This is a genomic window from Stutzerimonas sp. KH-1 (assembly GCF_054483855.1).
This window is the reverse complement of the sequence record NZ_CM137011.1, coordinates 576,886-589,499: the sequence shown is the minus strand read 5'-3', so window position 1 is coordinate 589,499 and position 12,614 is coordinate 576,886. Positions and strand designations below refer to the sequence as shown.

The following is a 12,614-nucleotide window of genomic DNA, read 5'->3' as shown; positions in this document are numbered from 1 at the left end:
CACGCCGCCCGCCCGCGCCGCGGCGACCGCCGAAGCGGAGGCGCCGCATGAAAGCCTTCGCCACGCTCTACAGCCGCCTGGACGCCACCACGTCGAGCAACGCCAAGCTCGCGGCCATGCGCGACTACTTTCGCGAGGCCGATCCGGCCGACGCTGCCTGGGCGGTCTACTTCCTCGCCGGCGGCCGCCCGCGCCAGCTGGTCCCGACCCGCGTCCTGCGCGAAACCGCCATGCAGGCATCTGGCTTGCCCGAATGGCTGTTCGAGGAAAGCTACCAGGCGGTCGGCGACATGGCCGAGACCATCTCGCTGCTGATGCCCGAGGCCGAACACAGCTCCGAGGACGGGCTCGCCGTGTGGATGCAGGAAAAACTGTTGCCCTTGCGCGGTCTGCCGCCGGAAGAATTGGCTGAGCGATTGCCCGCACTCTGGGCACAGCTGGACCGGCTCAGCCTGATGGTCTGCATCAAGCTGATCACCGGCGCCTTTCGCGTTGGCGTCTCGAAGCTGCTGGTCACCCGCGCGCTGGCCTCGCTGGTCGACCTCGACCCCAAGCGCGTCGCGCAGCGCCTGGTCGGCTACACCGACCTGTCCCATCGGCCCAGCGCCGAGGGCTATCGCGCGCTGATCGCCGAAGAATCCGAGCATGAGCATGCCCAGCGTGGGGGCCAGCCCTATCCGTTCTTTCTCGCCCATCCGTTGCAGGCGCCGGCCGAAGAGTTCGACACCCTGCTTGGCGCGCCGGGCAATTGGTTCATCGAATGGAAGTGGGATGGCATCCGCGCCCAGCTGGTCAAGCGCGACGGGCAGATCTGGGTCTGGTCGCGCGGTGAGGAGCTGGTCAGCGAGCGTTTTCCCGAGCTGTGCGAACTGGCCCGCTGCCTGCCCGACGGCACGGTGATCGATGGCGAGATCCTGGTCTGGAAGCATGACCCGGAGACGCCGGCCGGCGAGCTGTTCGACGCCGCCAGCACCGGCGAGCCCAGCGCCGGTGCCTTCGGCGTGCAGCCCTTCGCCCTGCTGCAACAGCGCATCGGCCGCAAGAACCTGACCGCCAAGGTACTGCAGGAAGCGCCGGTGTCGGTGCTTGCCTACGACCTGCTGGAATGGCAGGGCGACGACTGGCGGCAGCGCGAGCACCGCGAACGCCGCGAGCAGCTCGAGGCGGTGGTCGAGCAATGCCCAAGCCCGCAGCTGATGCTGTCGCCACTGGTGAGCGGAACGGATTGGCAGGACCTGGCCCGCCAGCGCGAAGCCTCACGCGCGCTGGGCGTGGAAGGCATGATGATCAAGGCGCGCGCGGCCCAGTACGGCGTCGGTCGGACCAAGGACGTCGGCGTCTGGTGGAAATGGAAGATCGACCCCTACTCCGTCGATGCCGTGCTGATCTATGCCCAGCGCGGTCATGGCCGCCGCGCCAGCCTCTACACCGACTACACCTTTGCCGTCTGGGACGGCGAGCCGGGCGACCCGGAGCGTAAGCTCGTCCCCTTCGCCAAGGCCTATTCCGGTCTCACCGACGAGGAAATGCGCAAGGTCGACGCCATCGTGCGCAAGACCACCGTGGAGAAGTTCGGCCCGGTCCGCAGCGTCACCCCGACCCTGGTGTTCGAACTCGGCTTCGAAGGCATCGCCGCCAGCAGCCGCCACAAGAGCGGCATCGCCGTGCGCTTCCCACGCATGCTGCGCTGGCGCCTCGACAAGCCGGTTGACGAAGCCGATACGCTGGAGACGCTGAAGGAACTGCTGGGATGAAACCAAGGCACCCGGCAGCCGCTCGGCCGTCATCCCAACCCTCTCCCAAGAGCCGAGCCGAGCGGCCACACGATCACCACCCACTCCCTCAGGAAGAGGGGCTGGGGGTGAGAGACGGGGCCGAGAGCCTCGCTGCCGGCTGGTTTGCCAGCCGTGCCTGGCAACCCTTCCCGTTCCAGCAGGAGGTCTGGCAAGCGATAGGCGATGGCGAATCGGGCCTGCTGCATGCCACCACCGGCTCCGGCAAAACCTACGCCGTCTGGCTCGGAGCCCTGAATCGCTTTGCGACCAAGGCACCCTCTCCCACCGCGACGGACAAGCCGGCGCCTTTGACGGTGCTCTGGATCACCCCGATGCGCGCCCTGGCCGCCGACACCGTCCGCGCCCTGCAGGCGCCACTGGACGACCTTGGCATTGGCTGGAGCATCGGCCTGCGCACCGGCGATACCAGCGGTGCCGAACGTGCGCGGCAGGGACGGCGTCTGCCCAGCGCGCTGGTCACCACGCCGGAAAGCCTGACCCTGCTGCTGACCCGCGCCGATGCACGCCAGGCCTTCGCCGGTTTGCGCATGCTGGTGGTGGACGAATGGCACGAACTGCTGGGCAACAAGCGCGGCGTGCAACTGCAACTGGCCCTGGCGCACCTGCGCCAGTGGATGCCGGAGCTGATCGTCTGGGGCCTTTCCGCCACCCTCGGCAACCAGCCCCACGCGCTGGACGTGCTGCTGCACCCCGGCAGCGGCAGGCTGGTGCAGGGCAAGATGGACAAGGACCTGCGCGTCGACACCCTGCTGCCGCCGAGCATCGAGCGCTTCCCCTGGGCCGGTCATCTGGGCCTGCGCATGCTGCCGCAGGTGGTCGAAGAGATCGATTCCGCCGCGACCACCCTGGTGTTTACCAATACCCGTTCGCAGTCGGAAATCTGGTATCAGGCGCTGCTGGATGCGCGGCCGGACTGGGCCGGGTTGATCGCCCTGCACCACGGCTCGCTGGCACGCGAGGTGCGCGACTGGGTCGAACTGGGCCTCAAGCAGGGCGCCCTCAAGGCCGTGGTCTGCACCTCCAGCCTGGATCTGGGCGTGGACTTCCTGCCGGTCGAGCGAGTTTTGCAGATCGGCTCGCCCAAGGGCGTGGCGCGGCTGATGCAGCGCGCCGGCCGCTCCGGACACGCACCGGGGCGAACCTCGCGGGTCACCCTGGTGCCGACCCATAGCGTGGAGGTGGTGGAAGCTGCGGCCGCCCAGGTGGCTATCGCCGAGCGTCGCATCGAGGCCCGCAGCGCACCGCATCGCCCGCTCGACGTGCTGGTGCAGCACCTGGTGAGCATGGCCCTGGGCGGCGGCTTCCGCCCGGATGAACTTTATGCCGAGGTGCGCCAGGCCTGGTCCTACCGGGAGCTGACCGACGAGCACTGGCAATGGGCGCTGGCCTTCGTGCGCCATGGCGGGCATTCGCTGACGGCCTACCCCGACTATCAGCGGGTCGAGCCGGATGAAACCGGCCTCTGGAAAGTGCCCAGTCGCCGCGTGGCGCTGCGCCATCGCATGAGCATCGGCACCATCGTCAGCGACGCCAGCCTGACGGTGAAGTTCTGGGCCAAGGGCGGCAGCGGGCGTTCGCTGGGCAGCGTCGAGGAAGGTTTCATCGCACGCCTGCGCCCCGGCGACAACTTCCTCTTCGGCGGTCGCCTGCTGGAGCTGGTGCGGGTCGAGAACATGACCGCCTACGTCAGCCGCGCGACGGGCAAGAAGGCTGCCGTGCCGCGCTGGAACGGCGGTCGCATGCCGCTATCCAGCGAGCTGGCCGATGCCGTGGTCGAGCAGCTCGGTGCTGCCTCGCGCGAGCAGTTCAGCACGCCCGAAATGCGTCTGGTCGAACCGCTGCTTCGCGTCCAGATGGACTGGTCGGCGCTGCCCACCAAGACCACCTTGCTGGCCGAGGTGATGAAGTCACGCGAAGGCTGGCACCTGTTCCTCTACCCCTTCGCCGGGCGCCATGTGCACCTGGGTCTGGCCAGTCTGCTGGCCTGGCGCATGGGCCAGCGTCAACCGCTGACCTTCTCCATCGCGGTCAACGACTATGGCTTCGAACTGCTTTCGGCCACCGAGGTGGACTGGCTGCACTGGCTGACGCCGGAGCTTTTCAGCGAAAACGACCTGCTGCACGACGTGCTCGCCAGCCTCAATGCCAGTGAGCTGGCGCGTCGCCGTTTTCGCGAGATCGCACGCATCGCCGGGCTGGTGTTCTCCGGCTACCCAGGTGCGCAGAAGAGCGCGCGTCAGCTGCAGGCTTCCAGTGGCCTGTTCTTCGATGTGTTCCGCCAGTACGATCCGGGCAATCTGCTGCTGACCCAGGCCGAGGAAGAGGTGCTGCGCCAGGAGCTGGAAGTCGAGCGCTTGCAGCAGACGTTGCAGCGCCTGCAACAGCGCCGTCTGGACGTCCATCAGGTCAGGCGCGCGACCCCGCTGGCCTTTCCGCTGATGGTCGAGCGCTTTCGCGAAAGTATGACCTCGGAGAAGCTCGCCGACCGCATCCGCCGCATGGTGGCGGAGCTGGACAAGGCTGCCGGTCCCGGCGGCTACCAGCCCGAGCCACAATCGACGATCACCGTCGAGCGCGACGCCCCGCGACCACGCAAGCCGCGCGCACGCAAGGACGGCACGCCGCGCACGAGGAAGGCCAAACCAGCCTGATGAACCAAAGCACAGGACGAACCGACGGATCATGAACGCCTACCAGCCCATCGAACTGGCCGGCGCCACGCTCTGGCTGCTGGCGGAGAAGGCGATCTACTGGCCCGCACAGCAGGCCCTGTTGGTGGCCGACATCCATTTCGGCAAGGCCGCAGCCTATCGTCGCCTCGGCCAGCCGGTGCCCCATGGCACCACCGATGCCAACCTGCGCCAGTTGGACGGCCTGCTGGCGCGATACTGCTGCCGCCAGCTGATTTTTCTCGGCGACTTCCTGCACGCACCCGAATCCCACGCGCCGGCCACGCTTGCGCGCCTGGCCGAATGGCGCTCGCGCCATCCCCAGCTGACCATCACACTGGTGCGCGGCAACCACGACCGCCGTGCGGGGGACCCGCCGGGGCAGCTCGGCATCGAGGTGGTGAACGAGCCGCTGCTGCTCGGGCCGTACGCGCTGCAGCACGAACCGCAGCCGCACCCCAGCCACCACGTGCTGGCCGGCCACGTTCACCCTGCCTTCCCGCTACAGGGTCGCGGGCGCCAGCGCCTGCGCCTGCCCTGCTTCTGCATCGGCGAACGACTCAGCCTGCTGCCAGCCTTCGGCAGCTTCACCGGCACGATGACGGTGGCAACCGAAGACAGCTGGCGAATCTATGTGGTGGGGGATGGAGAGGTGTGGCCTGTGGCGCACTCGGCGCCGGTCAGGCCTGGGATATACCGGTGATGGTGATGCCGTAGCGTTCGGCAAGGCGTGTGGCGGGAGTGTCCTCGAGATCGGGATCGTGCTCGTGCTCGCTTTCCTGATCCGGATAGAGCTCTTCCGCCTTGCGCGTCACCAGTTCGACCGCGTCGTCGATGTCCGGCTGGTGTTCGGAGTCGATCTTCAGCATCGAAGTGTTGCCGTCTTTGTTGTACGCAATGATCCAGGTCGTCATGGTATGCCCCTCGCCTTAAAGAAACCCGTGTGAACGTAATAACGCCCATTTTGGTTTTTGTAAGTTTTTAGACCCATCCGGCGTCGGCAGTTCGGTCCCTCACTTCAAAGTTAGCAGCTTTAATTGAAATGCCAGGAACAACCATGCGGACGCCCGGTCATCCGTATTCAAACACCAAGGAGTCGGGAACATGAACGCCTCGCCTCTGCGCGTTACCGAACCGTCCGAAGAGCATTTGGTGAGCTTGCTGCGCCAGCACGCCGAGCCGCTGCCCGCGCTGGATGATCCACGCTTCGCCGATAGCTTCGAACGCTTCGCCGACGCGCGAGTCGTGCTGATCGGTGAAGCCAGCCACGGCACCTCCGAGTTCTACCGCGCCCGCGCCGCGATCACCCAGCGCCTGATCGAGCGCCATGGTTTTTCCATCGTCGCGGTCGAGGCGGATTGGCCCGATGCCGCGCGAATCGACTGCTACTGTCGCCAGCGTGAATCGGTCGCCTGGACAGAGGATGCCTTCAAACGCTTCCCGATCTGGATGTGGCGCAACCGCGAAGTCGAGGCATTCGTCCGCTGGCTGCGCGAGCACAATGCGGCGCTGGATGCGTCACGGCGCGTCGAGTTTCGCGGCCTGGATGTATACAGCCTCGGCAGCTCGATCCGCGAGGTACTGCGTTACCTCGACCATACCGACCCTGAAGCTGCGGCAGATGCACGCCAGCGCTATGGCTGCCTGAGCCCCTGGCAGGAAGACCCGGCCATCTATGGCCGCAACGTCATGCTCGGTCAGCCAACCTGCGAAAACGCGGTGATCGAGCAGTTGCAGGCCTTGCTCGCCCAGCGCCTCGAGTACATCGGCCAGGATGGCGAACGGTTCTTCAATGCCGAACGCAACGCACGGGTGGTACTGGCCGCGGAGAGCTACTACCGGGCCATGTACCGCGGCTCTACGGAATCCTGGAACCTGCGCGACCGGCATATGTTCGACACGCTGCGGGCCCTGCTCGACCATCGCGGGGCAAACGCGAAAGCGGTCATCTGGGCGCACAACTCGCATATTGGCAATGCAGCGGCGACGTCGATGGGCTGGGGTGGCGAGTTCAACATCGGCGAGCTTTGCCGCACCGCCTTCGGGCGCGATGCCGTGCTGATCGGCATGGCGACCGATCGCGGCGAGGTGGCCGCTGCGGACAACTGGGACGAGCCGATGCAGATCAAGCAGGTCATCCCGTCGCGGCCGGACAGCTGGGAGCAGCTGTTTCTGCGCGCCGGCGTGCCGGCCTCACTGACCGACTGGCGCGATGATCGCGACGAACTGCGCGAAGCGCTCAGCCATCCCCGACTGGAGCGCGCGATCGGCGTCATCTACCGGCCGCTGACCGAGCGGCAGAGCCACTACTTCCGAGCCATTCTCGCCGAGCAGTTCGATGCGTTGATCTGGCTTGAACAGACGCAGGCGGTAACGCCCATCGGCCCGCAGGACATCGACTCGAGCGTCGTACCGGATACCTACCCGTTCGGCGAATGAAGCATGCGTCGCGGCGCTGGAGCGCTGCGACGCGGTCACGCAAGAAGAGACAGTCGACCGGCTTACGCCACCGGCGCTGGCGGCGGCTGATCCGGCACGGTGGGTTCACCGGGCTCCGATGGCTGTGTCGGCACACCCGGCTCCTCCGGGTCGCCCGGCGCGCCGGCGGCAAGCCAGTACTGGCTGTCTGGGTTGGGGATCTGGTGAAGCGATTGAGCGGGCATGATGTCCTCCACTGCATGCACCCGCGACGGCGGGCAGGTCTGTAGTAGAGGTCGGGGCAGGCGCTTTCTATCCCACCTTCCGTCGGGCGACGCTGCCCCTGTGGATCACCACATCAGGTCGTCCGGGACCTGATAGGCGGCGTACGGATCGTCGGCATCCGGCTCTTCGGTGCGGGTGTTGAGCTGCACCACGCGCTGCGGATCGCGCTCCTGAATCTTCAGCGCAGCCTCGCGCGGAATGACCTCGTAGCCGCCGCCGTGGCGCACGATGGCCAGCGAGCCGCTGGCCAGCTTGTCACGCATCAGCTTGTTGACCGACAGGCGCTTGACCTTCTTGTCGTCGACGAAGTTGTAGTAATCCTCGGTGGTCAGCTTCGGCAGGCGGCTGGTCTCGATCAACTGCTTGATCTGCGCTGCACGGGCCTTCTGCTCGGCCTTCTGCTGCTGCTGGCGGTTGAGCTCCTGATCGCGGGCGAGCTTCTCGGCCTGGGCCTTCAGCGCCGCTTCGCGCTGCGAATCGTCCTTCTCGACCTGGCCCTTTTTCTCCAGGCGCTGCTGCTTCTGCTTCTGCTTGACGGCCTGCTTGGCCTGCTTTTCGTTGACCAGCCCGGCTTTGAGCAGCTGGTCACGGAGGGAAAGACTCATGTTTCGGCTCGTCTCGTCATGAATTCAAGTGGGCGCCGGTGAGCGACGCTGCATCGCTCCACCGAGCGGCATTGTGGTGGATGTGAAAAGCCACATCCACCCCGGAAAGTGCAGTTAGCCGCAGGACGACGATTGCTCGGCCTTCTTCGCCTCGCCCCAGAGCGCATCCAGCTCGTCCAGATCGCAGTTCTCGATGGGCCGCCCCGCTTCGCGTAACGCCTGCTCGATGAAGCGAAAACGCCGCTCGAACTTGCCATTCGCGGCCCGCAAGGCGTTCTCCGGATCGACCTTTAGATGGCGCGCCAGATTGACCACGACGAACAGCAGATCGCCCAGCTCTTCGGCAATGGCTTGCGGATCGTTCTCGCTCATCGCCTCCAGCACTTCGCCGAGTTCTTCGCGAACCTTGTCCACCACCGGCAACGCCTCGGGCCAGTCGAAGCCGACCTGGGCGGCGCGCTTCTGCAGTTTCGCGGCCCGGCTGAGCGCCGGCAGCGCGCTGGGCACGTCATCGAGCAGGGACAATTGTTCAGGTGCGGCGGCTTTCTCGGCACGCTCCTCGGCCTTGATCGCCTCCCAGCGCTGCTTGATGGCCGCTTCATCGAGGCGCGGCAGCTCCGGCGAGCCGTACAGGTCGCCATCCGGGAACACGTGGGGATGCCGACGGATCAGCTTGCGGGTGATGGCATCGACCACCGTGGCGAACTCGAAGCGCCCTTCCTCCCGGGCCAGCTGGCTGTAGTAGACGACCTGGAACAACAGGTCACCCAGCTCGCCGGGCAGATGATCGAAGTCGCCGCTCTCGATGGCATCGGCCACCTCGTAGGCCTCTTCCAGCGTATGCGGCACGATGCTCGCGTAGTCCTGCTGCAGATCCCAGGGGCAGCCATGCTGCGGATCGCGCAGGCGGGCCATCAGGTGCAGGAGGTCGTTGAGTTGGTACATGGGATTCCTCAGCGAATCGAGGGCGGGTGAGGGGCGCTGACGGCATCAACGGTGAATGTAAAAAGCGACATCCACCTACGGTTCGGCCGCGGGCCAGAACGCCCGAAACCGTACCATCGCAGGTGGATGACGCTTCACCGATCCACAATGGCGCGCTAGGCGCGCCTGCACTGTGCTGCGCCTTACGTGGCTCTCTGGCGCTTGGCTTCGATGATGTTCGGCAGCTGCGAAATGCGGCTGAGCAAGCGCCCCAGGGCGTTCAGCCCCGGAATCTCGATGGTCAGCGTCATCTGCGCGGTGCTGTCTTCCTTGTTCGAACGGGTGTTCATCGACAGCACGTTGATGCGCTCGTTGAGCAGCATCTGCGAGATGTCGCGCAGCAGGCCGGCGCGGTCGTAGGCGCGGATCATGATTTCCACCGGATAGGTCTTTTCCGGCACCGGGCCCCAGCTGACCTGGATGATCCGCTCCGGCTCGCGCCCGGCCAGTTGCAACACTGAAGGGCAGTCCTGGCGGTGAATGCTGACACCGCGGCCCTGGGTGATGTAACCAACGATGGGATCGCCCGGCAGCGGCTGGCAGCAGCCGGCCATCTGCGTCAGCAGGTTGCCGACGCCCTGGATCTGCACATCGCCGCGCTTGCCTGGCTTGTGCGGTGCGGAACGCCGCGGGATCAGTTCCAGCTGGTCGTAACCGCGCTCCGGCTCGACCAGTTGCTGCGCCATGTTGATCAGATGCGCCAGGCGCAGGTCGCCGGCGCCCAGCGCGGCGAACATGTCTTCGGCGTTCTTCAGGTTGGCCTTCTCGGCCAGCTTGTCGAAATCCACCGGGGGCAGATCCAGCCGTCCCAGTTCACGCTCCAGCAGCGCCTTGCCGGCCGCGACGTTCTGGTCGCGTGCCTGCAGCTTGAACCAGTGAACGATCTTCGCCCGCGAGCGCGAGGTGGTGATGTAGCCCAGGTTGGGGTTCAGCCAGTCGCGGCTCGGCGAGCCGTGCTTGCTGGTGATGATTTCCACCTGCTCGCCGGTCTGCAGACTGTAGTTGAGCGGCACGATGCGCCCGTTGACCTTCGCCCCGCGGCAGTTGTGGCCGATCTCGGTGTGCACGCGGTAGGCAAAGTCCAGCGGCGTGGCGCCCTTGGGCAGGTCGATGGCATGGCCATCCGGGGTGAACACATAGACGCGGTCGGGCTCGATGTCGACGCGCAGCTGGTCGGCCAGCCCGCCGATGTCGCCCAGCTCTTCGTGCCATTCGAGCACCTGACGCAGCCAGGCGATCTTCTCCTCGTAGTGGTCCGAACCGGAGTTGACGTCGGTGCCCTTGTAGCGCCAGTGCGCGCAGACCCCCAGCTCGGCCTCCTCGTGCATGGCGTGGGTGCGAATCTGCACCTCCAGCACCTTGCCCTCGGGACCGATCACCGCGGTATGCAGCGAGCGGTAGCCGTTCTCCTTCGGGTTGGCGATGTAGTCGTCGAATTCCTTGGGAATGTGTCGCCACAAGGTATGCACGATACCCAGCGCGGTGTAGCAGTCGCGCACTTCCGGAACCAGCACGCGAACGGCGCGAACGTCGTAGATCTGGCTGAACTGCAGGCCCTTCTTCTGCATTTTCCGCCAGATGGAATAGATGTGCTTGGCGCGCCCATCGATCTCCGGCTGGATGCCGGCCGCGGTCAGTTCGTCCTTGAGCTGCTGGACGACATTGGTGATGTACTGCTCGCGATCGAGCCGACGCTCGTGCAGCAGCTGGGCAATCTGCTTGTACTGCTCGGGCTCGAGGTAGCGGAAGGACAGGTCCTCCAGCTCCCACTTGATGTGGCCGATGCCCAGGCGATGGGCCAGCGGCGCGTAGATGTCGAAGACTTCCCGGGCGACGCGCTGGCGTTTCTCGTCGTCGGCCAGCTTGACCGCGCGGATGGCGCAGGTGCGTTCGGCCAGCTTGATCAGCGCGACGCGCACGTCGTCGACCATGGCCACCAGCATCTTGCGCAGGTTCTCCACCTGCGCCTGGGAGCCCAGCACCAGCGATTCGCGGGGATTGAGACTGGCGCTGATCGCTGCCATGCGCAGCACGCCTTCGATGAGCTTGGCCACCACCGGGCCGAAGCGCTGATGCACGTCGGCCAGCTTGATCTTGCCTTCGCGCACGCCACGATAGATCACCGCGGCCACCAGGCTGTCCTGGTCGAGCTTCAGATCGGCGAGAATCTCGGCGATCTCGAGGCCGATCTGGTAACTGGAGGTCCCCTCGCTCCAGAGATTCTGCGCCGCGTTGGCCTGCTGTTCCGCCTCGCGAGCGAACTCGCAGGCTTCCTTCAGGGCCGCGCGGTCGAGTGCCGGGTCCATGCCCAGCACATGATCGAGCCAGCCATCCAGGTTGATACTACCGTCCGTATTGATCGGCTGAAGCGCTCTGACCTGTACCATCTAAACCTTCCCTTCTGCGCACCTACTGCGCCATGAACGCCGGCATTCTGCGTGCCGGTCGATTGAACCACAGGCCTGTTGCCTGCCAAGAATGCATCACCGCGGTGCGTCGGGCCCCTCGAACAGTGCCATGGCCTCGACGTGGGCCGTCTGCGGGAACATGTCCAGCACACCTGCACGCTTGAGTCGGTAGCCCTGGCTGACCAGCTCACGTGCGTCGCGCGCCAGGGTGGCAGGATTGCATGAAACATAGACCACCCGCTGCGCCCTCAGCATCGACATTTGTCGAACGATTTCCAGCGCGCCATCGCGCGGTGGATCGAGCAGCACCGAAGCGAAACCGCCGTCCGCCCAGGGGGCATCGGCAAGCGGCTTCGACAAGTCGGCACGATAAAAGTGCGCCGTCTCGATGCCGTTGTACCGGGCGTTTTCCCGCGCACGCGCCACCATCGCCTCGACACCTTCGACGCCCACCACCCGAGCGCCGATGCGCGCCAGCGGCAGGCTGAAGTTGCCCAGCCCACAGAACAGATCCAGCACTGCGTCGTCCTTGCCAGCGCCCAGCCATTCCAGCGCCTGAACCACCATCGCATCGTTGACCGACGCGTTGACCTGGACGAAATCCCCCGGCCGCCAGGCCAGTTCCAGATCCCAGGCATCCAGCCGGTAACCCAGCTTCGCCGCGGGATCATCCGGCTCCGGCTCACCTTCGCCCTGCCACCAGAGCTGCGCTGCATTGGCGCTAGCAAAGCTGCGCAGACGTGCCACGTCTGCTTCGGGCAGGGCGGCGGTGTGACGAATCAGCACCGCCTCGGCCGTACCACTGAAGAGTTCGACATGACCGATCGCCTGCGGCTTGCCCAGATCACGTAGCGCTGCCAGCAATGCCGGCAGCAGCGACTGCAAGGGCTGTACCAGAACCGGACATTCACGGATGGAGATGACGTCCTGGCTGGCGCTGGCGCGGAAACCGATATCGAGGTTCTTGCTCTTGACGTTCCAGCGCACCGCCAGCCGCGCCCGGCGGCGATACCCGAAGGCTGGGCCCACCAGCGGCTCGGCCCATGCCTCCGGCTCCAAGTCGGCCACCCGCGCGAGCTGCTCGGCAAGCGTGCGCTGCTTCAGCGCAAGCTGATCGGTAAAGGGCGAATGCTGCAGGTTGCAACCGCCACACAGACGGGCATGTGGACAGGGCTCGACCTGACGCTGCGCACTGGCCTGAAGCACACGCTCGCAGCGCGCCTCGACGATCTGACTGCGCGCAGCCAGCACGCGCGCCTCGACCTCTTCGCCGGGCAACGCGCCCTCGACGAACCAGGTGCGTCCCTCGATGAAGGCGATACCGCGTCCGTCATTGGCCAGCCGCTCGATACTCAGCCGTTGCTTCTTACCGACCGGTACCTGAGGCCTGCGCTCGCCGCCACTGGGTTGAAAGCGCAGAGCGCCGCTACGTTTGGCCATCAGTTGGAA

Annotated in this window: 10 protein-coding genes; 4 read left to right on the top strand and 6 right to left on the bottom strand. The window is 65.9% G+C overall.

Annotated elements, in window-relative coordinates:
- The first annotated feature begins 47 nt into the window (after positions 1-47).
- Genes ACX1DW_RS02925 through pdeM form a run of 3 tightly spaced genes read left to right on the top strand, consistent with a single transcriptional unit; the run spans position 48 to position 5,168 of the window.
- A complete protein-coding gene (locus tag ACX1DW_RS02925; protein ID WP_458992748.1) occupies positions 48-1,754 on the top strand; it encodes an ATP-dependent DNA ligase in 1,707 nt (568 codons plus the stop codon).
- Positions 1,751-4,447 (top strand): ligase-associated DNA damage response DEXH box helicase, encoded by a 2,697-nt coding sequence (locus tag ACX1DW_RS02920; RefSeq protein WP_458992747.1) that lies wholly within the window; start codon positions 1,751-1,753, stop codon positions 4,445-4,447. The genes ACX1DW_RS02925 and ACX1DW_RS02920 overlap by 4 nt, the downstream gene beginning before the upstream one ends.
- A 31-nt stretch (positions 4,448-4,478) precedes the next feature.
- Entirely contained in the window at positions 4,479-5,168 is a 690-nt protein-coding gene (pdeM, locus tag ACX1DW_RS02915; protein WP_458992746.1) for a ligase-associated DNA damage response endonuclease PdeM, read from the top strand.
- On the opposite strand, the gene ACX1DW_RS02910 is transcribed toward pdeM, so the two are convergent.
- Entirely contained in the window at positions 5,146-5,379 is a 234-nt protein-coding gene (locus ACX1DW_RS02910) for a hypothetical protein (protein WP_011913772.1), read from the bottom strand. The genes pdeM and ACX1DW_RS02910 overlap by 23 nt on opposite strands.
- Positions 5,380-5,569: 190 nt before the next feature.
- Between ACX1DW_RS02910 and ACX1DW_RS02905 the strand changes: the two genes are divergently transcribed.
- The gene (locus tag ACX1DW_RS02905) at positions 5,570-6,904 is read left to right on the top strand and encodes an erythromycin esterase family protein (RefSeq protein ID WP_458992745.1); all 1,335 of its coding nucleotides are present in this window, start codon (positions 5,570-5,572) and stop codon (positions 6,902-6,904) included.
- A gap of 62 nt (positions 6,905-6,966) precedes the next feature.
- On the opposite strand, the gene ACX1DW_RS02900 is transcribed toward ACX1DW_RS02905, so the two are convergent.
- The 5 genes from ACX1DW_RS02900 to rlmD form a co-directional block, all read right to left on the bottom strand.
- Positions 6,967-7,128: a hypothetical protein gene (locus ACX1DW_RS02900; protein WP_458992744.1), complete on the bottom strand. Its 162-nt coding sequence runs from the start codon at positions 7,126-7,128 to the stop codon at positions 6,967-6,969.
- A gap of 105 nt (positions 7,129-7,233) precedes the next feature.
- Positions 7,234-7,773 carry a DUF2058 domain-containing protein gene (locus ACX1DW_RS02895; RefSeq protein WP_003303991.1) on the bottom strand — a complete coding sequence of 180 codons (540 nt, stop codon included), beginning with the start codon at positions 7,771-7,773 and terminating at the stop codon, positions 7,234-7,236.
- A gap of 114 nt (positions 7,774-7,887) precedes the next feature.
- Entirely contained in the window at positions 7,888-8,718 is an 831-nt protein-coding gene (gene mazG / locus ACX1DW_RS02890; protein ID WP_122098467.1) for a nucleoside triphosphate pyrophosphohydrolase, read from the bottom strand.
- Positions 8,719-8,900: 182 nt separating this feature from the next.
- Positions 8,901-11,144, bottom strand: coding sequence for a GTP diphosphokinase (relA, locus tag ACX1DW_RS02885; RefSeq protein ID WP_102840141.1), 2,244 nt, complete (start codon positions 11,142-11,144; stop codon positions 8,901-8,903).
- 96 nt (positions 11,145-11,240) lie between these two features.
- A complete protein-coding gene (rlmD, locus tag ACX1DW_RS02880) occupies positions 11,241-12,605 on the bottom strand; it encodes a 23S rRNA (uracil(1939)-C(5))-methyltransferase RlmD (RefSeq protein ID WP_458992743.1) in 1,365 nt (454 codons plus the stop codon).
- Positions 12,606-12,614: the final 9 nt, after the last annotated feature.